Annotated in this window: 15 protein-coding genes; 8 read left to right on the top strand and 7 right to left on the bottom strand. The window is 68.4% G+C overall.

Annotation, left to right across the window (positions count from 1 at the left end; genetic code table 11):
• Positions 1–7: 7 nt before the first annotated feature.
• Both AA23TX_RS36685 and AA23TX_RS36680 read left to right on the top strand, forming a co-directional pair.
• Positions 8–766, top strand: coding sequence for an SDR family NAD(P)-dependent oxidoreductase (locus AA23TX_RS36685; RefSeq protein WP_155547599.1), 759 nt, complete (start codon positions 8–10; stop codon positions 764–766).
• 31 nt (positions 767–797) lie between these two features.
• On the top strand, positions 798–2,459 hold the full coding sequence (locus AA23TX_RS36680; RefSeq protein ID WP_155547598.1) for a CocE/NonD family hydrolase: 1,662 nt from the start codon (positions 798–800) through the stop codon (positions 2,457–2,459).
• A 7-nt stretch (positions 2,460–2,466) separates the two neighbouring features.
• On the opposite strand, the gene AA23TX_RS36675 is transcribed toward AA23TX_RS36680, so the two are convergent.
• Entirely contained in the window at positions 2,467–3,306 is an 840-nt protein-coding gene (locus AA23TX_RS36675) for an alpha/beta fold hydrolase (RefSeq protein ID WP_155547597.1), read from the bottom strand.
• A 125-nt stretch (positions 3,307–3,431) separates the two neighbouring features.
• Between AA23TX_RS36675 and AA23TX_RS36670 the strand changes: the two genes are divergently transcribed.
• Positions 3,432–4,022, top strand: coding sequence for a TetR/AcrR family transcriptional regulator (locus tag AA23TX_RS36670; RefSeq protein WP_155547596.1), 591 nt, complete (start codon positions 3,432–3,434; stop codon positions 4,020–4,022).
• Between the two features lie 9 nt (positions 4,023–4,031).
• Here the strand turns inward: AA23TX_RS36670 and AA23TX_RS36665 are convergent, their stop codons facing one another.
• Positions 4,032–4,598, bottom strand: coding sequence for a TetR/AcrR family transcriptional regulator (locus AA23TX_RS36665; protein ID WP_196425738.1), 567 nt, complete (start codon positions 4,596–4,598; stop codon positions 4,032–4,034).
• An 82-nt stretch (positions 4,599–4,680) separates the two neighbouring features.
• Here AA23TX_RS36665 and AA23TX_RS36660 point away from each other — a divergent pair, with 82 nt between their 5' ends.
• Positions 4,681–5,550, top strand: coding sequence for an aldo/keto reductase (locus tag AA23TX_RS36660; protein ID WP_155547594.1), 870 nt, complete (start codon positions 4,681–4,683; stop codon positions 5,548–5,550).
• A gap of 3 nt (positions 5,551–5,553) precedes the next feature.
• Positions 5,554–7,686: a DUF6351 family protein gene (locus tag AA23TX_RS36655; RefSeq protein ID WP_230862988.1), complete on the top strand. Its 2,133-nt coding sequence runs from the start codon at positions 5,554–5,556 to the stop codon at positions 7,684–7,686.
• A gap of 81 nt (positions 7,687–7,767) precedes the next feature.
• Here AA23TX_RS36655 and AA23TX_RS36650 read toward each other — a convergent pair whose 3' ends face one another.
• Together AA23TX_RS36650 and AA23TX_RS36645 are read right to left on the bottom strand one after the other, a co-directional pair.
• Positions 7,768–9,192, bottom strand: a complete 1,425-nt coding sequence (locus AA23TX_RS36650; protein WP_155547593.1) for an amidase family protein — start codon at positions 9,190–9,192, stop codon at positions 7,768–7,770.
• A 10-nt stretch (positions 9,193–9,202) separates the two neighbouring features.
• Positions 9,203–9,733 carry a DUF302 domain-containing protein gene (locus tag AA23TX_RS36645; RefSeq protein WP_155547592.1) on the bottom strand — a complete coding sequence of 177 codons (531 nt, stop codon included), beginning with the start codon at positions 9,731–9,733 and terminating at the stop codon, positions 9,203–9,205.
• 92 nt (positions 9,734–9,825) lie between these two features.
• Between AA23TX_RS36645 and AA23TX_RS36640 the strand changes: the two genes are divergently transcribed.
• Positions 9,826–10,434 carry a TetR/AcrR family transcriptional regulator gene (locus AA23TX_RS36640; protein ID WP_155547591.1) on the top strand — a complete coding sequence of 203 codons (609 nt, stop codon included), beginning with the start codon at positions 9,826–9,828 and terminating at the stop codon, positions 10,432–10,434.
• Between the two features lie 518 nt (positions 10,435–10,952).
• Here the strand turns inward: AA23TX_RS36640 and AA23TX_RS36635 are convergent.
• The 3 genes from AA23TX_RS36635 to AA23TX_RS36625 all read right to left on the bottom strand — a co-directional run bounded on the left by AA23TX_RS36635 (position 10,953) and on the right by AA23TX_RS36625 (position 20,461).
• Complete coding sequence (locus AA23TX_RS36635) at positions 10,953–15,116, bottom strand: WD40 repeat domain-containing protein (RefSeq protein ID WP_155547590.1); 4,164 nt, start codon at positions 15,114–15,116, stop codon at positions 10,953–10,955.
• On the bottom strand, positions 15,106–15,951 hold the full coding sequence (locus AA23TX_RS36630; RefSeq protein WP_230862987.1) for a hypothetical protein: 846 nt from the start codon (positions 15,949–15,951) through the stop codon (positions 15,106–15,108). The genes AA23TX_RS36635 and AA23TX_RS36630 overlap by 11 nt, the downstream gene beginning before the upstream one ends.
• 331 nt (positions 15,952–16,282) lie before the next feature.
• A complete protein-coding gene (locus tag AA23TX_RS36625; protein ID WP_155547589.1) occupies positions 16,283–20,461 on the bottom strand; it encodes a caspase family protein in 4,179 nt (1,392 codons plus the stop codon).
• 797 nt (positions 20,462–21,258) lie between these two features.
• Here AA23TX_RS36625 and AA23TX_RS36620 point away from each other — a divergent pair.
• Both AA23TX_RS36620 and AA23TX_RS36615 read left to right on the top strand, forming a co-directional pair.
• Entirely contained in the window at positions 21,259–21,468 is a 210-nt protein-coding gene (locus tag AA23TX_RS36620) for a hypothetical protein (protein WP_155547588.1), read from the top strand.
• A gap of 820 nt (positions 21,469–22,288) precedes the next feature.
• On the top strand, positions 22,289–23,581 hold the full coding sequence (locus tag AA23TX_RS36615) for a sigma-70 family RNA polymerase sigma factor (protein ID WP_155547587.1): 1,293 nt from the start codon (positions 22,289–22,291) through the stop codon (positions 23,579–23,581).
• The last annotated feature ends 478 nt before the right edge of the window (positions 23,582–24,059 follow it).

Below are 24,059 nucleotides of genomic sequence, written 5' to 3'. Positions count from 1 at the left end.
AGGCGACATGACACAGCAGTTCGCAGGCAGGACGGCGCTCGTCACCGGCGGCGGTTCCGGCATCGGGCGCGCGACAGCGCTCGCACTGGCCGCCGAAGGCGCGTTGGTCACCGTCGCCGGTCGCACCCGGGACACGCTGGACGAAACCGTGCGGCTGGTCCAGGCCAACGGGGGAGCGGCCCGCCACGTCGTGGCGGACGTGACCGTCGAGTCGGCCGTCGAGGCTGCGGTCGCAGCCGCGATCGGGGACACCGGCCGGCTGGACATCGCTGTGAACAACGCCGGCTACGACGGGGAGTACCAGCTCACCGCCGACTATCCGACCGACATGCTGGACAAGATGATCGCGATCAACGTCCGCGGTGTCTTCCTGTCGATGAAGCACGAGCTGAAGCAGATGGCGGCGCAGGGCTTCGGCTCGGTGGTGAACATGTCGTCGGGCGCGGGACTGGTCGGTGTGGCCGGTTTCTCGGGGTACACCGCGACGAAAGCGGCGGAGATCAGCATGACCAAGAGCTCGGCGCTCGAGGTCGCCCCGCTGGGTGTCCGGGTCAACGCGCTGTGCCCGGGTCTGGTCGAAACTCCGATGATCGCGTCCATGGATCCCGCGGCCGAGCCGATGAAGTCGCTCCTCGCGGCGCACCCGGTCGGCCGGATCGCCCAAGCCGCCGAGATCGCCGACGCCGTCGTCTGGCTCTGCTCCGACAAGGCCGGCTTCATCACCGGCGTGGCGCTGCCGATCGACGGCGGCTACACCGTGCCCTGACGCGCACCCGACCACGACCAAGGAGACTTTCATGCGCAGCGGTAAGCCACTCGGACCCGTCCAGAGCTTCCTCGGTGCGGCCGCCGGACGGCAGTGGCGGCTGCCCGCCAAGCGCAACCGGGTTCGGGTCGAGCGGAACGTCCCGGTGCGGATGCGGGACGGCGTGACTTTGCTCGCCGATCACTACATCCCGGTGATCACCGAGCCCGTTCCCACCATCCTGGTCCGCTGCCCGTACGGCCGCGGACTGCTCTACGCGCTGCTGTCGGCCCAGCTCTACGCCGAACGCGGCTACCACGTCCTGTTCCAAAGCACCCGAGGCACTTTTGGCTCCGGAGGCGCCTTCGAGCCGGGCGTCAGCGAAGCCGACGACGCCCACGACACCGTCGCGTGGCTGCGCACGCAGGACTGGTTCGACGGACGCCTCGCCACCGCCGGCGGCAGCTACCTGGGCTTCACGCAGTGGGCACTGGCAACGGATCCTCCGCCCGAGCTGAAAGCCATGGTCGTCATGATCGGCGTGCACGACCTCGCCGACGCCGCCTACCAGCAGGGCCCGCTCGACCTGTTCAACATGCTCAGCTGGGCCGATCTCCTGTCCCACCAGGAAACCACCGGCCCGGTCACCGGTCTGATCCGGATGGTGCGCGCCGAACACCGGCTGCGCGGCGCACTGAATCGGCTGCCACTGCGCGGCGCGATGGACGACCTGGGCGGCAAGGGCGCGCCCTGGTACGACGACTGGATCGACCACCCCGACGTCCACGATCCCTACTGGGAACGGTTCCGCGTCACCGAAGCGCTGACGCGGACCACGGTACCCACGCTGCTGATCGGCGGCTGGCACGACTACTTCCTCAACCAGACGCTGGAGCAGTACCGGACCTTGCGCTCACGCGACGTCGAGGTCGCGCTGACCATCGGCCCGTGGACGCACCTCACCGTCGACAACAAGGTCTCGATGCCGCAGGCGATCGCCTGGCTGGACACCCACGTCGCGGGCCGTTCCGCCGAGACCCGCGAAGCGCCGGTCCAAATGTTCGTCGGCGGAGCCGGCGAATGGCAGCAGCACCAGAGCTGGCCGCCCGAAAACACGACGCCGACCACCTGGTACTTGGGGGCGGCGCGGCAGCTCACCCCGGCGCCGCCCGCGGACGATGCCGGAACCACGCGGTTGCGCTACGACCCGGCGGATCCGACGCCGTCGGTCGGTGGACGTCTCATGGCTCCCAGCGGCGGAGCCCGGGACAACCGGAAACTGGAACAGCGCGCCGACGTGCTCACGTTCACGACCGCGCCGCTGATCGCTTCCGTCGAAGTGCACGGCCGGCCGGTCGTGGAGCTGCACCTGGCCTCCGACAACGCACACGCCGATCTCTTCGCCCGCGTGTGCGACGTCGACCCCGCCGGTCGCTCGACCAACGTCACCGACCGGATCATCCGATTCGCCGAGGCGGATGCGACGCCCGGCGAAGTCCGCAGGGTCGAGATCACGCTCGACCCCACGGCCCACCGGTTCGACGCCGGACACCGCATCCGGCTGCAGCTCTCGGGCGGCGCGTTCCCGCGGTTCGCCCGCAACCCCGGCACTGGAGAAGCACCGGGGACGGCGACGACGCTCACCCCGGTGACACACACCGTTCACCACGACGCGGCCCACCCGTCGAACATCGTCCTGCCCGTGGTGAAGTAGCCGGCGGTCAGTCGCGGAGGAAGTCCAGCGCCTGCCGGACGAACAGCTCGTGGTGCTGGAAGAGCGCCCCGTGGCCCGAGTCCGGGTAGATGCTCAGCCGGGCGTTCGGCAGCGCCCGGGCGAGGGTGAACGAGCTGATCGTCGGGATCATGACGTCGTTGTCCCCGTTGACCACCAGGACGGGCTGCGAGACGTTCGCGAGGCCGGCCGGTGTGCTGCTGCGCTCCCACTTGGCCAGCGCGGTGACCTGGGCCCCGATGGTCTCGTTCGTGGCCGCCGGGTCGCGGTCGGCGGTGCGCTGCTCAAGACGGCCGAGGAACGCGTCGGCGGCGGCCTGGCTGGTCTCCGTGGGGGAGAAGAACAGGAAGTGCTTGGGGTGCTTGCCCGCGCCGGTTGCCTTCTCGATGGCCTCCTGCAGCACCGGGAAGGCGTTCGCCGGTCCGGCGTCGCCCGCGGGTGAGGTGCCCGCCAGGATCAGGCGGCGGACGAGGTCCGGTTCCTGCCGGACGAACGCTTGCGCGACCATGCCGCCGAGGGAGAAGCCGAGCAGGTCGACGGTCGCCAGGCCGAGCGCGCGAACGAAGGCGACGGCGTCCGCGGCCATGGCCTCCACGCTGTCGGGTGTGCTGCCGCCCGTGGCGCCGACGCCGCGCAGGTCGACCAGGATGACCCGGCGTTCCGCGGCCAAGCCGTCGACCACGGCGGGGTCCCAGTCGTCGAGAACCGCCGTGAAGTGGTGCAGCAGGATGACCGGAACGCCCGATCCGGTGCCGAGTTCCCGGTAGGCGAAAGCGGTTCCGTCGACGTCCACCGTGCGGGTGGGGGCTTCGTTGTGGCTCGTGGACATGGGGGTGTCTCCTTTCTCTTCACGATCCGAGGAGCGATCCGCCATAGAATAACGATCGCTATATAACGATCGCTATCGTATGGTGGCGCCAGCGCGAAGGCAAGGGCGGAAGGTGAGGACCCGGCGTGCGGTACCCGAAGGACCACAAGAAGACGGCGCGCGCCGCGATCCTGGCCGCGGCGGCTCGCCCGCTGAAGGAGAAAGGTTTCGGAGGCGTCGGCGTCGACGGCCTCGCGGCAGCCGCGGACGTGACGTCCGGAGCCATCTACTCGAACTTCGGCAGCAAGGAGGCGTTCCTCGAGCAGGTGGTGGCCGAGCAGCTCGGGGCCGAGTTCGCGGTGATCGACGACCCGGACCCGGCTGAGCGGCGTCGCCGCCTCGCCGAGTTCCTGCACTTCTACCTGAGCGACGAGCACTGCGCGGCCGTGGCGGACGGCTGCCTCATGCCGGCGCTCACCGCGGACGTCTCCCGCGCGAGCGAGGCGGTCCGGGAGGCCTATGAGCGTCGCATGGCGACCCTGGTCGAGCTGCTCACCCCGGCGATGGCCGGCTCCCCGGCGGAACAGGCCGAGTCCGCGTGGGCTCTGGTGGCCTCGGTCGTGGGTGCCGTGACGATCGCCCGCGCGCTTCCCTCGGGCGAACGCAGCCGGGCGATCCGCGCGGCCACGCTTCGCAGCGTCACGGCTGCCCTCGGTGGTGCCCCTGTCGCCGGCTGACCGCCCGTGTCAGCTTGCCGCGGGGCGGATCCCGTCGAGCACGATCCCGATGACGCGCTTGCGCTGCGTGTCGTCGACGTAGATCCCGGCGGTCACCGCGAACACCAGGCGCATGACGTCATCGGCGTTGACATCGGCACGCACCACCCCGGTTCGCTGGGCCAGCTCGAACAGCGGGTCGGCGACGCCGTAGATCGCTTCGCGGCTGGGCAGGTACGCCGGGGACTCGCGGGTGAGGACCGTGGTGAGCACGTGCTTGGTCGCCAGGTGCGTGACGAACCGGCTCAGCCAATCGGAGAGAGCCGCCCACGGGTCGGACTGGTCGAGCTGCCGCCCGTAGCGGACGAGTTCGTCGACGGAGGTCAGGTAGACGTACTCCATCAAGTCCGTGCGGGTTGGGAAGTTGCGGTAGAGCGTGGCGATGCCGACGCTGGCGCGCCGGGCGATTTCCTCCATGGGCACGTCCGCGCCGAGCTCGGTGTACGCCTCGGTGGCGGCGGCGACCAGGGCGTCGAAGTTGCGCCGGGCGTCGGCGCGGTGTGGGCGGCGTTCGGCGAGCAACTCGGCGAGCGTCAACCGGGATACCTCCAGCTCTTGTAAGTGATAACTGGACTCCGTTAAAATGAGAAGTCGTCTATCACTCTATCAGGAGGTCCGGATGACTTCGAGAGTTCTCACCATCGGCGGTGACCTGCGGGTCGGCCGGATCGGTTTCGGTGCCATGCAGCTGACCGGAAAGCAGGTCTGGGGCGAGTACCCCGACCGCGACGGCGGCATCGCCGTGCTGCGCGCGGCCGTCGACGCCGGTGTCACGTTCATCGACACCGCCGACGTCTACGGGCCGCACACCAACGAGGTCCTCATCCGCGACGCGCTCCACCCTTACCCGGACGACCTGGTCATCGCGACCAAGGGCGGGTTCGTGCGCGGCGGATTCGACTACGCGACCCTCGGCGCGGTCGGCAATGCGAACTACCTGCGGCAGAGTGCCCACCTGAGCGCGCGCCGGCTGGGGGTGGACACGATCGACCTCTACTACCTGCACAGCGGTCGCGCCACGGACGTGCCGTTCGAGGACCAGGTCGCCACTCTCGCGGCGTTGCGGGAGGAAGGGCTGATCCGGCACGTCGGACTGTCCAATGTGACCCTCGAACAGTTCCGGGCCGCCCAGGACATCGTGGAGATCGCGGCGGTCACAGCCCATTTCAACGCCAGTGCGCGCACCGGCGCGGACCTCCTGCGGGCAGCCGAGAACAGCGGTGCGGTCTTCTCACCCTGGCACCCGGTCACGCTCACCGAAGGGCCGGACACGGACAAGGTCATGGCGGTGATCGAGCCGATCGCCGCCCGGCACGGGGTGACGGCCCGGCAGATCGCGCTGGCGTGGTTGCTGCACCGTTCGCCGGTGATGCTGCCGATCCCGGGCACGACCAGCGTCGCGCACCTGCAGGACAACCTGGCGGCAGCGGAAATCGAGCTGTCCGGCGAGCACGTCGCGGCGATCACCGACCTCGCCACGGAGGCGTGAGCCATGCAACCCGCACACAGCCGAACCTGGTCCGCCGCGGTGGGACTGGCGAGCGTTGCCCTGCTGGCCGCCGCGGTACCGGCGACCGCGTCAGCACACGACGGGCCCGGCGTCACCATCACCACCGTGTCCAACTCACGGCCGGACCTGGTCAGCGGCCCGGACGTGCTGGTCCGGATAACCGCACCCGGCTCGGTTGTCCTGCGGGCCGACGGGCACCCGGTGGAGGGCCTGACGCGACAGGCGGACGGGAGCTTCCTCGGGCTCGTGCGCGGGCTCCGCCCCGGAGTGCACCACCTCGTCGCGGAATCCGGTCGTCGTCAGGCCGCGGTGACGGTGATCGACCACGCCGCCTCGGGCCCGGTGTTCTCGGGACCCCAGCAGCAGCCCTTCTACTGCGAGACCACCGCGTTCGGCCTCGCCCCGGCCGCCGGCCCGTCATGTGCCGCATCGACCGTGGTCAGCTACCAGTACCGCACCACCGGCGGCGCCTTCCGTGCACTGACCGACCCGGACGACCGACCCGCCGACCTGGCCACCGCCAAGGTCGACGGCCACGCCGCACCCTACGTCGTCCGGATCGAAACCGGCACGATCGACCGCGCCGTCTACCAGACGGCCGCGCTCTACGACGGGCACGAGCCGTCCCCGCTGCGGCCGGACACGAGCTGGAACCGGAGCCTGGTCTACTCCTTCGGCGGCGGCTGCAACGGCGGGCACCACCAGGGCAGCAGTACCGGAGACGTCCTCGACGACCTGTTCCTGTCGCAGGGATACGCGGTCGCCTCGTCCAGCCTCAACGTCCTGGAGAACAACTGCTCCACGATCATCTCGGCCGAGGCGGCGATGATGGTCAAGGAACACTTCATCACCACCTACGGACCGGTGGCGCACACGATCGGCTGGGGCGGATCCGGCGGATCGATCCAGCAGTACGACATCGCCGACGCCTACCCCGGCATCCTGGACGGCATCATCCCAGGCTTCTCCTTCCCCGATCCCTTCACCGTGCTCGACGTCGCCGGAGACTGCCGGCTGCTCAACCGGTACTTCGCGAAGCCCGGCGTCGCGTTCACCGCCCCCGAACGGCAGGCGGTGGCCGGGTTCCTCGACTACGACAGCTGCACCTCCTGGGACAACAGCTACGCCAGCCGGCTCACCGCGGCCGGCAGCTGCAACCACGGGATCGCCACCGACGACAACACCGCGATCCCGGCGTCGGCGATCTACGACCCCGTCACCAACCCCGGCGGCGTCAAGTGCAGCGTCGCCGAACAGTACGCCAACCAGTTCGGCCGCGACCCGAAAACCGGTTTCGTCCGCGGCCTCGCCGACAACACGGGTGTCCAATACGGACTGACCGCACTGGAACAGGGCCGGATCAGCCCCGCGCAGTTCACCGCGCTCAACGCGGGCATCGGCGGGTACGACGCAGCCGGCACACCGGTCGCCGAGCGCAGCAAGGCCGATCCCCGGGCAGTCCACGCGGCCTACCGCGACGACATCGTCCCCAGTGGCGGCAACGGCCTGCGCACGACACCGATCATCGACCAGCGGGTCCACATCGACACGGCCGGGCCGCTGCTGGACATCCACACGAGCGAGTGGTCGTTCGTCATGCGCGCGCGACTGGAGAAGGCCAACCACACCGCAGCCAACCAAGTGATCATCGAGAACCAGTACACGCCCGACCAGCTCGCGGCGGCCAACGCCTACGAACTGGCGGCGATGGACCGGTGGCTGACCGCCATCGAGGCGGACCACTCCCCGCACAACCGCCAGGCCAAGGTGATCGCGAACAAGCCGCCCGACCTGACCGACGGCTGTTACCTCTCGGCGGCCGAACGCCTCGGGCAACCGCTGACCTACCCGGCCACCGGCCGGTGCGGCACCGTCTACCCGACCGGGGCCAACCCCCGGCTCCAAGCAGGCGGGCCGCTCACCGAAGACGTCGCTGCCTGCGCCCGCAAACCCCTCGATTTCGGCGACTACCCGGTGTCGTTCACCCGCACCGAACGCGCTGAACTGCGCGCTGCCTTCCCCAGCGGTGTGTGTGACTACGGCAAACCGGGAATCGGACCGCACGGAACGGCAGGCACGTGGCTCGGGTACGACAGCCGGCCTGGCGAGAAGTGAGCCGGCCCGCGGACGGGATGACCGCCCTGGTCACGGCGGATCATTTCGTCCGCGGCCTCGGAAGCAGCGCCTGAGCGCTTCTCACACGGGCGCGGGCAGAGTGCCGAGAACGGCCTGCGCTCGACGCGTCAAGTCCAGGAGCGCACGGTCGTGGCCGGGCGCGCCGTCGAACTCGATGCCGATCGGGAGCCCGTTTCCGGTCAGCCCGAGGGGAATGCTGATGCCGGGCAAGCCTGCTCCACTGGCGGGAACGGTGTTCTTCGCGAGGAACAGGTCACTGACCTCTTCACCCGCGACCGTGAACTTCGCCTGCCGGTCGATCAGCGGAGCGGGGCAGGGCGTCGTCGGGAGGATCAGCGCGTCGAATCCCTGCCGGGTGAACACTTCTCCGAACCTGCGCTGGAGTTCCGGGCGATCGATCGACAGCGTCGCGTCGTAGTCCCCTTGCGCCAAGAAGCCTGCTCCGGTCGGCAGGACCAAGTGGCTCCACACCTCCCTGAGTTCCGGCTTGAGGTCGTCATAGATCTGCTCGAAGGAAACTGGAAAACCGTTGTCGCGCAGGAACTTCGACACCGCGTCTCTCGCCTCGCGGAAGAAGACGTTCCACGTCGTCCGGTCCGCTAGTGCGGAGAAGTCGTCGCCGAGGTCGATTTCAGCGACTTCCGCACCCGCGTCCCGCAGCCGCCGAAGTGCTTCCCTGAACGAGGATTCCGTTTCCGGGTCGACCAGCTCGAGGTACTGCCTGGGCGCATAGGCGAACCGTGCTCCAGTCAGATCGGAACGATCCGAGGGAGGCGGACCCGTCTCCTTCGTGACGATCCGATCGATCAGCGCGCAGTCTTCGACGTCGCGAGCCAGGATGCCTGTCGTGTCGAGCGTGTGCGAGATCGGCGCGACGCCACGGCCCGGCCAGCGGCCCGTGGTCGGCTTGAAGCCCACTACGCCGCACAGCGCCGCGGGAACCCTGATCGAACCGACCGTGTCGCCTCCGAACGCCGCGGGCACGATCCGGGCCGACACAGCCGCTGCGGAGCCACTCGAAGACCCGCCCGGCACGCGATCGGGAGCGTAAGGGTTCTTCACCTGGCCGTAGCGCCGGTTGCTTCCGGTCAGCCCGAACGACATTTCGACGAGGTTGTTCTTGCCGAAGACGATGCCGCCTGCGTCCTTGATCGCGCCGACGACGACGGCATCGTCGCCCGGCTCGAAATCTGCGAGGGTTTCCACGCCCAAGGTCGTACGCAGCCCGCGCGTCGCGTAGCTGTCTTTTACTCCGAGAGGGACCCCGAGGAGTGGCGCGTCGGAGCCGGCTGCGCGTGCCTTGTCGGCGTCACCGGCCGCGGCCAGCACGGCGGAGTCGTCGATCGTGATGAACGAGTTCAGGTCGGCGTTTTCCCGAGCGCGGCGGAGAAGCGCGGAAGTGTAGGACTCGGAGGTGGTGTCGCCGTCACGGATCGCGGCGGCTGCCGCGGCGACACCGAGTTCGGCCAGGTTGTCGTCTGCCATGAGTACCTCGCTAGTCCTGGTGAACGGTGAGAGCGGCGGGCACCGGGACGTCCAGCACTCGCAGGAGGTTGACGACCTTGTGGTCCAGTTCGAGCCCGACGGACGTGATGTCCGGGTCGCCGAAGCTGGAGAAGCGGCTGCTGGGCCGGTCGATGGAGAACCGCGTGACGCCTTGCCGGTCTTCGTGGATCGTCGTGCGCAGCGGCGCGTAGAGCATCACGGCCGGGTCGTGCCGGTACATGCGTTCGGCGATGGTGTGGTTTCCCATCAGGTAGGTGGCGCAAGAGCTGTGATGGCCCGCGAGGCGCATGAGATCCCCGACATCCGTGCTCCAGAACCGCAAAAACCCGTGCGGGGCGCTCTCCGCGGCGTCGGCGAGTACTGCGTCCCAGCTCGCGTGCCCGGCGCGCAGCCGCGTCATCCGCTCGAGGTCCACCGCCGGCACGGCGGCCTCATAGCGCGCCCGGAATTCGTCGAAGGGTGCCTGGGTGTCGATCGACCACCGGACCACCTCGTGGCGGGTCTCAGTCAAGTGCTGCATGGGGTCGTGCTCCTCTCATCAAGTACAACGATCGCTGTACTTGAACGTAGCAGGCACCTCCGCAGAAGTAAAACGATCGATATACTTGCGTCATGGAGACGAGTGAAGCGACGGCCGGCGCCACCCGAGGTGGACGCGGAGCGCGCGAGCGCATCATGCGCGCGGCGGTCGAGTTGTTCGCGAGCGAAGGCATCCACGCCACCGGTGTCGCCAAACTGGCCGACGTGGCGCATGTGTCGACGCGGACCCTCTACCAGCACTTCCCCAGCAAGGAAGCGCTGGTCAGCGCATATTTGCAGCGCATCGAGTCCGACGGGGCGATCCTCGGGGAGACCGTTCTGGAGCGCCGTGACCTCGGCGCGCGGGAGCGTCTCCTGCGCCTGTTTGCCGAACGCCCGGCCGGCTCGCCTTCGGCGAAAGTGGTGCGCGGCTGCCCACTGCACAACGCCGCCGTCGAATCGGCCGGGACGCTGCCTGAGGCCTCGGCGGCGGTCGAGCGGCACAAGCGGGAGTTCGCCGCGCGGCTGGTCGAGACCGCCGCCGAAGCAGGCGCGCCCCAGCCCGAAGCCCTGGGTCGGCAGCTTGCGGTGCTGTTCGAGGGCGCTCGCGCACTGTCCACCTCGCTCAACGACATGGGACCGCTTGACGACGCCGAAGAGCTGGCGAAGACGCTCATCGAGAGCGCGAGCGAACCCGTCTGACCAAGGCCTTGATCCCACAGAAATGCGTACAAAATAGGCTAATTCGCTATTCTTATTTCGTGACGAGGCTCGCCGCCGCGCGGTACGGCGTCCCGTCAGCCCCGGGCGTGCTGGGGTTCGTCCACGACCTGCTCAACCCCGGTCCACCGGCCGCCTCCGACGGCCCGGCCTGCTCGCCGACGTGGCGTCGGCGCAGGCAGTGGGCCGACCCAAGGCGCTGGCGTCCCGGGCCGGGGCAGGACGTGTCCGCGGTCGCTGGTGGATCCCGACCACCAGGACGCTGATCGGCTAGTAATCCTGGTTGGAACGGGGACACGCTAATGCTGCTCGGCTTCGCTGCTGAGCGGCCACCCAGGCCGACGCGCCGACGGCTCATGCTGCTTCGAACACCTGGTCGTCGAAGCTTGTATTTCGCACCCTCGAATATGTGCATTACCCCGGCACACTGGGCAGAGGTATTGTCGGCGCGACGTGCTTCGCTGATACTTGCTTACCTTCTGCGGTGCTGCGACGGAGGGTCAGTGTTGCGCAACGCGGTCGAACACGATGAGGTCCCATCCCGCCGCGATCATGAGAACTCCGCCAGGCCCGAACGCCACGGCGCCGATACCGCGAATGTCGAAGACTGCGACCTCCTCACCTGTAGAAAGGTCCCAGATCCGCGCGGTCCCGTCGTGGCTTGCGGTGACGGCGACTGGGCGCCCGTCGAGGGTGTTGCAGGCCGCCGCCAGTACCGCGCCGGTGTGGCCAGTGAAGTCGGTGATGGTGGTGCCGGTGGCGAGGTCCCAGACTCGCGCGGTCCTGTCGTGGCTGGTGGTGACGGCGACTGGGCGCCCGTCGAGGGTGTGGCAGGCCACCGCCGTTACCGCGCCGGTGTGGCGGGTGAAGGTGGTGACGGTGGTGCGGGTAGCCAGGTCCCAGACTCGCGCGGTGTCGTCGGAGCCGCCGGTGACGGCGATCGATCGGCCGTCGAGGGTGTTGCAGGCCACCGCCAGTACTGCGCCGGTGTGGCCAGTGAAGTCGGTGATGGTGGTGCCGGTGGCGAGGTCCCAGACTCGCGCGGTCCTGTCGTGGCTGGCGGTGACGGCGACTGGGCGCCCGTCGAGGGTGCTGCAGGCCACCGCCCCCACCGGGTAGCGGCTGGTGAAGGCGGTGATGGTGGTGCCGGTCGCGAGGTCCCAGACCCACGCAGTCCCGTCGGAGCCGCCGGTGACGGCGACCGGGCGCCCGTCGAGGGTGCTGCAGGCCACTGCCCCCACCGGGTAGCTGTGGCCGGTGAAGGTGGTGATGGTGGTGCCGGTGGCGAGGTCCCAGACCCGCGCGGTCCCGTCGTAGCTGGCGGTGACGGCGACCGGGCAGCCATGGAGGACCGTGCTTGCCTGAGCATGGATTGCGCCTGAGTGACCGAGTGCGGCGGACGCCCGGAATGCCTCGGCCAAGAATGACCAAACCCGCACGGTCCCGTCGTAGCTGGCGGTGACGGCGACCGGTCGGCCGTCGAGGGTGCCGCAGGCCACCGCCACCACCGAGTCGGTGTGGGTGGTGAAGGTGGTGATGGTGGTGCCGGTAGCGAGGTCCCAGACCCGTGCGGTGTTGTAGCTGGCGGTGACCGCGATCGGTCGGCCGTTCAGGGTGCTGCAGGCCACCGCCCCCATCGGGTAGGTGTGGCCGGTGAAGGTGGTGATGGTGGTGCCGGTGGCAAGGTCCCAGACCCGCGCAGCGTCGTGGCCGACAGTGACGTCGACTGGGTGGCCGTTGAGGGTGCTGCAGGCCACCGCCAGTACCGGGCTGCTGTGGCCGGTGGTGGTGATGGTGGTGCCGGTAGCGAGGTCCCAGACCCGTGCGGTCTGGTCGGAGCCGCCGGTGACGGCAAGCGGACGCCCGTTGAGGGTGCTGCAGGCCACCGCCACTACCGCGCCGGCGTGGCCGGTGAAGGTGGTGATGGTGGTGCCGGTAGCGAGGTCCCAGACCCACGCAGTCCCGTCGGAGCCGCCGGTGACAGCAACCGGACGCCCGTTGAGGGTGCTGCAGGCCACCGCCACCACCGCGCCGATGTGGCCGGTGAAGGTGGTGATGGTGGTGCCGGTAGCGAGGTCCCAGACCCGCGTGGTGTCGTCGTCGCTGGTGGTGACGGCGACCGGTCGGCCGTCGAGGGTGCTGCAGGCCACCGCCACTACCGCGCCGGCGTGGCCGGTGAAGGTGGTGATGGTGGTGCCGGTAGCGAGGTCCCAGACCCACGCAGTCCCGTCGTGGCTGGTGGTGACGGCGACTGGGCGGCCGTCGAGGGTGCTGCACGCCACCGCTACAACAGCGCCGGTGAGGGTGGTGTGGAGGGCGTGGGTCGTTTGCCCTCCGGTCGCCCAGCGTGGCCGCCACACCAGCGGTGCAGATAACTCGTGGTGAAGCCGTGTGGCCCGGAAGCGGGCGGCATCGGCGGCCAGCAGCTGTCGACGTCCTAGCGGCGGCAGCTGGCGATGGGTATCTGCGGAGCAGCGGTAGACCGCAGCGATAAGCGCCGCGGCATCTGTGCTGGTCCGGTGCAGGGCCGGCAGGAGCGTGCCAGGCTCGGCGTGGACCAGGTACTCAGTGTCGGCGACGAGCGCGTCGATCTCACCGGCGAGGGCGGCGTGGGTGGCGAGGTGGCGCAGCGTGTAAGGGTGCGCGCGCGTCCAGTCCCGAGACCCGGCGAGTGCGCGCGGTACCCGGGTCAGCAGTACGTCGACGATGGCCTTGTGAGCGGCGGTCGCGTCGACGTCCTCGCGAAGGTAGTCGGCGAGGGCCCGGTGGTAAAGCCGGTAGGTGGAATGGCCGCCTTCGGTGGCTTCGACGACGTAGGACCCGGCATGCCTGCGCAGCCAGAACAGGTCGTCGTCGGTATATGAGGCGCCGGCCGCACGGGAGGCGACGGCGGCCCAGATGTCCTCCCAGGGCAGGCCTTGGCCTTCGGCGAAGGCCAGCGGGCGCAGCAGGTCTCGCACCATGGCCGCTTTGCGGCCGAGTCTGGTATCCAGGTCGCGGCGCATCGCCTCGCCCGGCAGCCGCGGCAAGCTCCGGCGCCAGGCCGGATCGCGTGGGTCGGCGGCGTCGGGTTGCGCAGCGAGGGTGGCGCTGGTGATCCGTGCGACCAGGAACGAGGGGTGCGCGGCCGTGGCGACGGCGTCGGCGACGGCGCGCAGCAGCTCCGGTGGCTGATCGCGGTAGGGGCTGTCGGGATGGGCCTCGAGCAGGCCACGAGCGGCGTAGGTGGTCAGGGCGAGAGGGTCGGCGTAGCGGTCGGCGTCCAGATCGATGGCAGTGTCGCGGCGCAGGCCGAGCAGGTCGAGTAGGAAGTCCCGGGTGCCCAGCAGCAGCCGCAGCCGTCCTGCCGCGTGTTCGGCTAGTGGGCGCAGCAGGCTGCGAACGAGGTGGTCGGGGTCGCTGGCTTCGTCGAGGGCGTCGACGAGAACCGTCAACGGTGTGTCCCGGCCGAGGAGGTCATCCAGGAGCCGGCCGGGGGTGTCGGCGCGGGAGTGCACGGCGGCGGCGATCCCGGCCAGCACCTGGTCGGTGGTCAGGCTCTGCGCGTAGATCGCGACATCCACCGCCCCGACCTGTGGGACCGCGGCAGCGGGGAGCGCGAGGCTGTGCAGGGGAACCGTGGCCCGGCGCTCGGGGTGGGTGAGGGTGGCGATGAGGCCGAGGACGGCGGTCTTCCCGGATCCGGGGTTGCCGGTGACGACCTGCAGCGGCCGCGCCGGGTTCGGATGCCGCAGCCAGGCGGTGACTTCGAGCAGTGCGGCGTGCCGGCCGGCGAACCACCAGCCGCCGGTGCCGTTGCTACTGCCGCCCATCGCCCGCACCAGCAACCGGGTCCGCAGTTCGGTGTCGCGGCGGTCGGCCTGCGTCTCGAACTCCCTGGCCTGCTGGATGGCCAGGTCGACCTCGGTCATCTGCAGGTCGTGGCGGGGGTTGGGGAGGAACGGCGGGATCTCGCCGGTCAGCCCGGTGACGCCGTACCCGATGGTCTGGTAGCCAGGCCGGCTCGCGTTGGTGTTCATCGCGGCCACGAGAGCGTCCAGGGGTAACGCGGCCGGGTTGGACCCGGCGGTCGGCAGTGCTTGGATCGCGTCGCGCAGCAGGCGTGGGAAGGCGCCGGTTTCGGCTTGCTGGGCTGGCTGGGCGGAGGTGATGACGGCCAGCCCGGATCCGGGTTCGTCGCCCCACCTCTGCGTCATGGCGGTGATGGCTGCGGCAGTGAGTTCGTTGCCGCCGTGGCCGGAGTAGCAGGTGTCCAGCATCAGCAGCACCCGCCGGACCCGGGTTCCGTGGAGCATTTTCTGAGCCAGGTGTGCGGTGCGCATCGCGTCTTCGACGTCGTCGGGATCGGCGTCGGAGGTCAGTAGGACGTGTTCGTGGGTGTCGTCGAGGACTTCGCCGTGGCCGGTGATGTAGACGGCCACGATGTCCTCAGGATGCCGGGCCTCGTCACGGCAGAAGGCGCGCAGCAGGCGGGGCAGCTGCTCTCGGGTCGGGTCGAGGCCGAGGGTGTGGACGTGCTCGTAGCCGAGATCCTCGGTGAACAGGGTGATGATCTGGTCACGGGCCTCGACTAGGCCGGGTTTGTCCAACTGCGGGGCGTTCGGGTAGTGGGCGATCGCGGTGGCGATCAGGTAGCGGCGCGGTCGCGTGGTGTCAGCGGACATGCAGGCCGTCCGCGATCGCGGTTCCGGTGAGCTTGTCGGTGAGGTAGGCGGTGACGGCGTGGGCGTGGGCGCCGTTGTGCACGACGGCGTTGTCCACCCGCGGCCCGAACCGGGGGCGCAGGTCTTTTTCCAGCGCGACGACGTCGCCGTGGTCGGCGATGTTCGTCCAAGTCAGGTCGTCGGAGCCGGGCCAGGCGCCGAGCCCGTCGCGGGGCGCCGGTTCTAGCCGGTCGAAGATCAGGTTCGCGATCCCCAGCGGCGACCCCAGTGTCACCAGCGCTCGCACCTGATGGCCGGGCATCGCCGCGAGCGTTTCGTAGGCCACCACCGACCCCAGCGAATGCGCCACCACTACCCGGGTGTCCTCGGTGATCAGCTTCCCCACCGTGGCTTGCGCCGCCTCCCGTAGGTGCGGATCGCGGAGGTAGCGGCTGACCTGTTTGAGGTCGAACACCATCGCTCGCAAAGCCAGGCCACCGAAAAAGCGGGAACGGGACAGCTGCCGGAGCGCCGCCTGCACCGAGCCGGGTACGCGCACGAGCGTGTCCGCTCCCGGTGGCGCGACTTTCGGATCCACCCGCGCGGCCTCCGTCCACCACGCCAGCAAGAGGTCCTCCTCGAGGCCTGTTTCGACGTCGTCGGCGGTGAAGAACGGATCGCCGACGGCCAGGCGTTCCCCGGCTGGGCGGAACAGATGCCCGTAGAACGCCATCGCGACGTCGCTGGCGTTAACGGCGTCGCGATGGTCGGCGCGAGTGAGTCCGTCCAGCAGGGCCGGCTGCCAGTCGCGGAGCAGCAGTTCCTCGCCGACCGCGTGCTGGCCGATGCCGTGCACGCAGACGATCCGCCCCATCATGCCTCCCAACACGAGTGCACACCACTTCACGGCACGCTACGGCTAGTGATCGTCGGCTACGGCGTACCCGTTCCTGCCCGGACTATCGAACACTCGAATGGCCCAGCGTTTCGATAGCGCGATCGAGGTGCGCCGTGTCGAACCAAGTGCCGCAGGTGCCCAGGGCACCCTCAGGGAATAGTGCACGCTCGAGTATAGGCCCGACCCCAGCGCAATCTGCAATGATTCGAACAACGTTCCGTTCGAGAGTAACGGTTTGCAAACATGAAACGGGAAACTGGACTCGTGGCCATGTATTGACCGAGTCAATTCATGAGTTCCCGATACGGTCGAGGACGACGAGGTCCCAGCCTGCTGTGATCATGAGTTCACCGCCAGGTCCAATCGCGACACGGCCGATATTGCGGAGGTCGCAGACGGCGAGCTCCTTCGCGGTGGCGAGGTCCCACACCCGCGCGATCTTGTCGCTGGCGGTAACGGCTATCGGGCGGCCATCAAGAACGCCGGAGGCCACCGCGTGCACCGAGCCGGTGTGGCCGGTGAACGTGGTCAGTTCCTCCGCGGTGGCAAGGTTCCACACTCGCACGATCTTGTCATCGCCGGCGGTGATGGCGACTGGGTGGCCGTCAAGCTCGGCGCAAGCCACCGCGTGGACGGAGCCGGTGTGGCCGGTGAAAATGGCAAGCTGACTGCCGGTGGCTAGGTCCCAGACCGGTACGGCCCCGTCGCCCCCGACGGCAACGGCGACCGAGCGACCACCGAGCTCAGCACAAGCCAACTGCTTCGCCCAACCGGTGTGGCGGCCGGTGAAATAGTCGAGTTCCTCTGCCGTGGCTATGTCCCACACATGCGTGGTCTTGTCGTCGCCGGTCACAGCGACAGAGCGGCCATCAAGCTCAGCGCAGGCCACCGCGCGGACCGGGCCGGTGTGGCCGGTGAAGGTGGCGAGCTCGCTGCCGGTGGCGAGGTCCCAGACCCGCGCAGTCTTGTCGCTGCTGGCAGTGATGGCGACTGGGTGGCCGTCAAGCTCAGCGCAAGCCACCGCGCGGACGGAGCCGGTGTGGCCGGTGAAGATGGCGAGCTCGCTGCCGGTAGCGAGGTCCCAGACCCGCACGGACTTGTCGTCGCCAGCGGTGATCGCGACCGGACAGCCATCAAGCACGCAGCTTGTCTCAGCACGGATATCGGCAGAGTGACCGGGACCTGCAGGCAAAACGACAGCTTCGATGGGCAATCGCCAAACCCGCGCAGTCGCATCGTCACCGACGGTGACAGCGACCGGGCGGCGGTCAAGGGCAGCACATGCCACTGCGTTCACCCAGTCGGTGTGGCCGGTGAATGTGGTTAGTTCCTGTGCGGTGGCGAGGTCCCAGACCCGCACGGTCTTGTCGTCGCTGCCCGTGATGGCGACTGGGCGGCCGTCAAGCTCAGCGCAGGCCACCGCGCGGATGGAGCCGGTGTGGCCGGTGAATGTGGTTAGTTCCTGTGCGGTGGCGAGGTCCCAGACCCGCACGGTCTTGTCGTCGCTGCCCGTGATGGCGACTGGGCGGCCGTCAAGCTCAGCGCAGGCCACCGCGCGGATGGAGCCGGTGTGGCCGGTGAATGTGGTTAGTTCCTGTGCGGTGGCGAGGTCCCAGACCCGCACGGTCTTGTCGTCGCTGCCCGTGATGGCGACTGGGCGGCCGTCAAGCTCAGCGCAGGCCACCGCGCGGATGGAGCCGGTGTGGCCGGTGAAGGTGGCGAGCTCGCTGCCTGTGGCGAGGTCCCAGACCCGCACCGTGTAGTCGTCGCTGCCGGTGATGGCGACCGGGCGGCCGTCAAGGGCGGCACATGCCACTGCGTTCACCCAGTCGGTGTGGCCGGTAAATGTGGTCAATTCTCCTGCGGTGGCGAGGTCCCAGACCCGCACCGTGTCGTCGTCGCTGCCGGTGATGGCGACCGGGCGGCCGTCAAGGGCAGCACATGCCACTGCGTTCACCCAGTCGGTATGGCCAGTGAAGGCGGCGACCTCGCTGCCGGTGGCGAGGTCCCAAACCCGGACAGTCTTATCATCACCGCCGGTGATGGCGACCGGGCGACCATCAAGGGCACCGCAAGCTGCTGCCCTCACCCAGTCGGTATGGCCCGAGAAAGTCGCGTGCAGGGCCGGGTCGGCTTGCTGTCCAGTCGCCCAGCGTGGTTGCCACGTCAGCAGCGCGCACAGATCGCGTTGGAGTTGTGTGGCCAGGAAGCGGGCGGCGTCGACAGCAAGAACCTGGCGACGGCGTGATGCTGGCAGGTGACGATGGATGTCGGCGGAGCAGCGGTACACCGCGGCGGCGCGCGAGCAGGTCTCAGTGGTGGTCTTGTGTAGAGCCAGCAAGAGCGCATCGGGCTCGGCGTGCACGAGATACTCAGTGTCGGCGACCAGATTGTCGATGTGGCCGGCTCGCGCGGCGTGGGTCGCGAGGTGGCGGAGGGTGTACGGGTGGGCATGCGTCCAGTCGCGGCGGCCGTCGAGCGCACGCGGAACTCGGGTCACCAGAACCTCTGCAATGGCCCTATGCATCGCGGTGGCGTCGACATCGGCTTGGAGGTGGTCGGCAAGGGCCCGATGGTAGAGCCGGTAAGTGGAGCGATCGGATTCGGCGGCTTCCACGACGTAGGAACCGGCGTGCTCGCGCAGCCAGAACAGATCGTCGTCGGTATAGGTGGTACCGGCCGCGCGGGAGGCCACGGCAGCCCAAATGTCTTCCCAGGGCAAGCCCTGGCCTTCGGCAAAAGCAAGTGGACGGAGCAGGTCGCGCGCCTTGGCGGCATTGGCGCCGAGCCGGCTTTCCAGGTCGTGGCGCATCGCATCGCCGGGATAGGCCGGCAATGATCGTCGCCAAGCATCATTGGCTGGGTCGACGGCCTCGTCCTGCGCGGCGAGGGTGGCGCTGGTGATCCGTGCGACCAGAAACGAGGGGTTGGCGGCCGCGGCGACAGCGTCTGCGACGGCTCGGATCATCGGCGGCGGTGCGTCGAGGTAGGGGCTGTTGGGGTTGGCTTCGAGTAGGCCGCGCGCGGCGTAGGCGGTGAGCGCGTCGAGATCGGCGTAGCGGTCGGCATCTAGGTCGACACTGTCTTCTCGGTCCAGGCCGAGGCGGGCGAGCAGGAAGTCCCGGGTGCCGACCAGCAGCCGCAGTTGCCCTTCGGCGTGATCGACCAAGGGGCGGAGCAGTCGGCGAGTGAGGTGGTCGGGGTCGGCAGCTTCGTCGAGGGCGTCAATAAGCACGGTCAGCGGTGTGTCCCTGCAGCTGAGCTCCTCCAGGAGCTGGCCAGGTGTGCTGGCGTGGGAACGCACGGCGGCAGCGATGCCGGCCAAGACTTGGTCGGTGGTCAGGCTCTGGGCGTAGATCGCCACGTCGACTGCGCCTAACCTGGGCACGGCTGCAGCGGGAAGTCTGAGGGCGTGCAGCGGAACGGTCGCGCGGCGTTGGGGGTGGGTGAGGGTGGCGATCAGACCGAGAACAGCGGTCTTGCCGGATCCCGGGTTACCGGTAACAACCTGCAATGGCCGCTCCGGATCAGGGGCGTGCAGCCAGGCGGTGATGTCCAGTAGCGCGGTGCGGCGGCCCGCGAACCACCAGCCGCCGTTGCCTCGGCTGCTGCCGCCCATTGCGCGCACCAGCAGCCGAGTCCGAAGCTCCGTGTCGCGGCGTTCGGCCTGAATCTCGAATTCACTGGCGTGCTGTATCGACAGGTCGACCTCAGTCATCCGCGGGTGGCGCCGCGGATTGGGCAGGAAAGGCGGGACCTCCCCGGTCAGGCCAGCGATGCTGTGTCCGATTGTCTGATAGCCGGGTTTGCTCGCGTTCGCGTTCATGGCCTTGACGATCGAGTCCAGTGGCAACGTAGCGGGGTTGTATCCAGCCACAGGCAGGCTGCGGACCGCGTCGCGCAGAAGCAGTGAGAAGGCGCCCGTTCCGGCTTGCTCGGACGGCTGTGCGGACGTGATGACGGCCAGGCCTGCCCCGTCGTCATCGCCCCAGTTGCGGGTCATCTTGGTGATCGCGGCCGCGGTGAGTTCACTGCCGCCCTGGCCGGAGTAGCAGGTGTCCAGCATCAGGAGCACCCGGCGGACCTTGGTGCCGAGCAGCATCTTGCGGGCCAGCTCCGCGGTCGGCAGCGCGTCCTCGATGTCGTCTGGTGTCGTGTCCGTGGTGAGTAGGACGTGCTCATGGGTGGCGTCGAGGACTTCGCCGTGCCCGCCGATGTAGACGGCTAACAGGTCGTCTTCACGACGGTCCTTGTGCCGGCAGAAGTCTCGCAGCAGCGTTGTCAGCTGTCCGCGAGTCGGGTTCAAACCTAAGTCGCTGATGTGCTTGTACCCGAGATCCTGCGTGAAGAGCCAGACGATTTCGTCGCGTGCTGCGCCGAGCCTGGGCCGGTTCCAGCTAGGCTGATTCGGGTAGTTCGCGATAGCGGTTGCGATCAGATACCGCCGCGGCTCGCTGTCATCGCGCATGCGAACCTCCCGCTATGGCGGCGCCGGTGAGTCTGTCGGTGAGGTAGGCGGTGACGGAGGGCGCATGGGCTCCGTTGTGGACCACGGCGTTGTTCACATTGGGGTCGAACCCTGGCCGGAAGTCCTTCTCCAGGGCGACGACGACCTTCTCCGGTACTGACAGTCGGTCCCACACGCTCGGCACCGTCGCCCCCCCGTTCCGGCCGGATGTAGGCAAGTCGCATGCCGGGGCTGCGCCGTTACGTCCGGCAGCTTGTGGCGCCATTACGTCATTCTTCGCGCTCGTGGGTTCACGTGGTCGGCGAGTGACTGCCGAGCCCCACAGGGCGTTCACCGGTCACCTCCTCGAGTAGTTGGTCCTCGGGCCGACGGGAGTGTCGCCCGGCGGCCCCGAGGGCGTGGTGGACCGCGATGTCAGCCGCCAAGTGGGCGCGGTGGTCGGCGAAGTGGTGGCGCAGGTGGCATCACTGCCAGAGCGACCGGCACTCACGGCACATTCGCGACCAGGTTCGGCCACACCGCGGCCCAGAAGTCGCGAAGCTAGGCACGGTCCTCCCTCCTGACCTGCAAAGAGGTGTGCCCGGAGTAGAGTAAGAAAAAATGCCTCAAAGCGATTACTCACCGTGCGTGATATCGCGTCCTCTGCAACCCGAATGGCCTAATATTTCGGCGAATGGCGGTATGAGGTACTGGGTTACACGAGTTCACAGCGCGCCCGTTTGCCGGACCAACCCCGCCTGTGCTTGACCGAGAAGCCGAACCCAGCGGCGTCCTTGGTCAAGCCGAGTGGAGAGATTGTGCTGGCCTGGATCCTCGGCGGATACGCCGTGCTGTTCCTACTGTTGCTCGGCTGCGCTGGGTACGTTGCCGTGTTCGTGGACGATCCGGATCAACGAGCCGACGCCTACAAGGTGCTCAAGCTGTTGACCGGCATCGTGCTCGGCTCCGGGGGAGCAGGCGGCTTGGTCGGCTTGTTGCTCAAGCTGCACGAGATGGGCGTCATCTGACGGGCCGGGCGCGGGCGCTGCCCAGGCCTCACTGGGGCAGCAAACCCGCGTCCGGTGAGGCTGACAAAGTCCTCCTTGGACACCGTAGCGGCCGGTACCGACAGGAAACGGCTGCCTCTGGGCTGAGTACGGCCGTTCGCGCTTTGGGTACACGTCTCCGTCATGTCGAGGCCTATTTGGGCACGCGGGGGGTCGACCGCGCCACGGCCGAGACTTTCGCGGCATGTGGCGGCCGCCGGTCCGCGTCGGCGTGGTGAGCGCTAGGTGGACGACGTCGCGTACCGAGTAGAGCGGCCAGCCGCGGTTGTTGCGGCGCCGGGCGACGAGCCAGCCGTTACGTGCCCGGGTATGAACGGTCAGAACGCGACTGCGTCGCGTCGTCGAGCAGGCCCTGGCGGCCGAGCACGGCGACGGCGCCGTCCCGTTGCTCTTGCGGCGGACGTTCGAGCGGCTCGTCGACGGGCTGATGAGGGTCGCTGTCGGCGCCGCACGGCTCGACGGCGACACCTAAGCGCACCTCTCTGACCTGCGGAAATTCCAGCCAGAACTGGGAACTTGCGTGAACCTGAAAATCGGCGGTAAAGGATCCGGCTCGCTCGCGCCACTTACTGGTGACGGCGCCACCACTCGGCTGGCGCCCAGAGCGCTCGGAGACCAACCGAAGTGAACGAAACGCTCATCGAGACCATTCTGGCTCTCGTGAACACGGTCCTTACTCTGACCACCGTGGTCGTGCAGCGCCACACGCTTAAGGACGACCGTCACGATAAGGGTGTAGACGAAGGGCAGGCTCAGGGTGACTAGCGCCGTAGATGGGCCAATGCAGCACTCAGCCGACCCTGCGGTCGCCTGCACCGTGTGCGGGTCGTTCAATTGCGACGCGGAGCAGGCCCGCATCCACGCCACGCTGGCGCGCCATGGAAATGAGTTCGACGCGGCGTATCGCGAGTATTGGGGAACTCTGCTTGCCTTTGCTAAAAACACGGCACGGAAAGCCAGGGCGAGCGACGTGGACGTGGACTGCGAGGGCGTAGTGCAAGACGCGTTCCTGGCACTCCTGGCCGGCTGGTCCAAGGTGGAAGAACCACACGCTTACCTGTTTGGTGTCGTCCGCAACCTCGTACGCCAGGGTGTTCGCTCGTCGTCGCGCCGTTGGGGTCACAGCTTGTCCGAGGTGCAAGACCAGGTCAATGTCTGGTGGACCTCTCAGGTTCTGCAGCCTCCGGTGCCGAAGGTCGTCGCCGTCCGACGAGTGTTCGAAGTGCTGTCAGAGTTGACCGAGAAGCAGCGGGTCGCGACGTACCTCAGCCATGTTGAGGGGATGAGCCACCCCGAGATCGCTGCGCTGCTGAAATGCGATCCAAAGACGATCGCCGTGCACGTACACCGCGCCGTGAAGAAGCTACGCGATGACCCCTTTGTCGTGGCGGCACCGGGCCGGGACTTGGACCGGGAGCCGGATCGAAAGCCGGAGCAACAGCGGCGCATCCGGTTGTACTTGGGCTGGCCGCGGCGACTGGCGCGACGCGTGGCCGGAGAGTTGCTCCTGCTGGCCAGGCGATCGTTCGTCTGGTTGGTGCAGGTGCCGCAGTCGTTGAGCCGTCGGATCGGCTTGCTCTACCCCAACCTCGCGATCCGAGCCCTACACGCCCACGAACCCACACTCCCGTCAGACTCCGCGGCGTTCGTTGCCTTCCGGCTGGCCGGACCGGTCTTGATCACTCAAGCGAAACTCCTCGCGCCGCGCTGGTTGACTCAAATACCTGGGGTGCCGCAGTGTGCCACCTGTGCGGCAGGCTGGTTGCGGTCGGACGGCACCTACGGCTGCTGGTGCTGCCGGTACCGCGCCAATGTCAGACCGGGAGTGCGAGTACGGGTCCACAGCGCGCTTCGGCGGGCTGCGGCACGCTCCCAGCCAGCCCGCCGACCAGCACGCCACCAGATGCTGCTCGATCGCACTCGCACGGAGCTCGCGGCTCTGCCCCGCTACCAGCAACCCTTTTACACAGGAGCCGTGCTGAGTCTGCTGCTCAAAGAGGGCCGCACATGCCGCCCGCCAAAGCGACGACGTGATCGCACCCCTCAGGAACCGACCTGGACACCGCCGGGCTGAACACTGGCTCGTTCATGCTTGAAGGGCGACGAGAGCGACCCGACTACAGCGAGCCGCCTAGCCGGTGTTACAGCAGCGGCGTGGGAGAGGTCGTGGGCGTAGGTCCACGACCAGTCTCGCGCCGGTCGGCTATCGATCCGCGGTGTAGCCGCCGCCGTTGGCTGCGCGCGCAGCCAACGGAGTGACTGAAAGTGATATAAATCACATCGCTGTTCATTGGGGTGCGGGCTGTTGACGAACCGAACTGATGCTCGACGCTGATGCTGATGGCCACTCGTGGACGCGGGTGTGTGGCTGGCTTGGATGATGTGGATGAGGCTCTTGGGAGCTGTCGCGGTGGTCCGGAATCGCGGCCAGCGCGTCTCCGTTGGGGCTCCGGTGCTGGACCAGTGCTCGGCACTGTGCGATACCGGGCGGCACTTGGCGAGGGTGAAGAGGTCGGTTGACCTGTACTTATTGGCAGATTGCGACCGATGGT

The organism is Amycolatopsis camponoti (assembly GCF_902497555.1).
GTDB lineage: Bacteria > Actinomycetota > Actinomycetes > Mycobacteriales > Pseudonocardiaceae > Amycolatopsis > Amycolatopsis camponoti.
Note: the sequence above shows the minus strand (reverse complement) of the source record. Positions and strands in the feature narration are given on the sequence as shown.

What these genes read in the sequence shown, in the direction of transcription:
- AA23TX_RS36685 (WP_155547599.1), top strand. Translation starts at nt 8, where the DNA reads ATGACACAGCAGTTCGCAGGCAGGACGGCGCTCGTCACCGGCGGCGGT.
- AA23TX_RS36680 (WP_155547598.1), top strand. Translation starts at nt 798, where the DNA reads ATGCGCAGCGGTAAGCCACTCGGACCCGTCCAGAGCTTCCTCGGTGCG.
- AA23TX_RS36675 (WP_155547597.1), bottom strand. Translation starts at nt 3,306, where the DNA reads ATGTCCACGAGCCACAACGAAGCCCCCACCCGCACGGTGGACGTCGAC.
- AA23TX_RS36660 (WP_155547594.1), top strand. Translation starts at nt 4,681, where the DNA reads ATGACTTCGAGAGTTCTCACCATCGGCGGTGACCTGCGGGTCGGCCGG.
- AA23TX_RS36655 (WP_230862988.1), top strand. Translation starts at nt 5,554, where the DNA reads ATGCAACCCGCACACAGCCGAACCTGGTCCGCCGCGGTGGGACTGGCG.
- AA23TX_RS36650 (WP_155547593.1), bottom strand. Translation starts at nt 9,192, where the DNA reads ATGGCAGACGACAACCTGGCCGAACTCGGTGTCGCCGCGGCAGCCGCC.
- AA23TX_RS36645 (WP_155547592.1), bottom strand. Translation starts at nt 9,733, where the DNA reads ATGCAGCACTTGACTGAGACCCGCCACGAGGTGGTCCGGTGGTCGATC.
- AA23TX_RS36640 (WP_155547591.1), top strand. Translation starts at nt 9,826, where the DNA reads ATGGAGACGAGTGAAGCGACGGCCGGCGCCACCCGAGGTGGACGCGGA.
- AA23TX_RS36635 (WP_155547590.1), bottom strand. Translation starts at nt 15,116, where the DNA reads ATGTCCGCTGACACCACGCGACCGCGCCGCTACCTGATCGCCACCGCG.
- AA23TX_RS36625 (WP_155547589.1), bottom strand. Translation starts at nt 20,461, where the DNA reads ATGCGCGATGACAGCGAGCCGCGGCGGTATCTGATCGCAACCGCTATC.
- AA23TX_RS36615 (WP_155547587.1), top strand. Translation starts at nt 22,289, where the DNA reads ATGCAGCACTCAGCCGACCCTGCGGTCGCCTGCACCGTGTGCGGGTCG.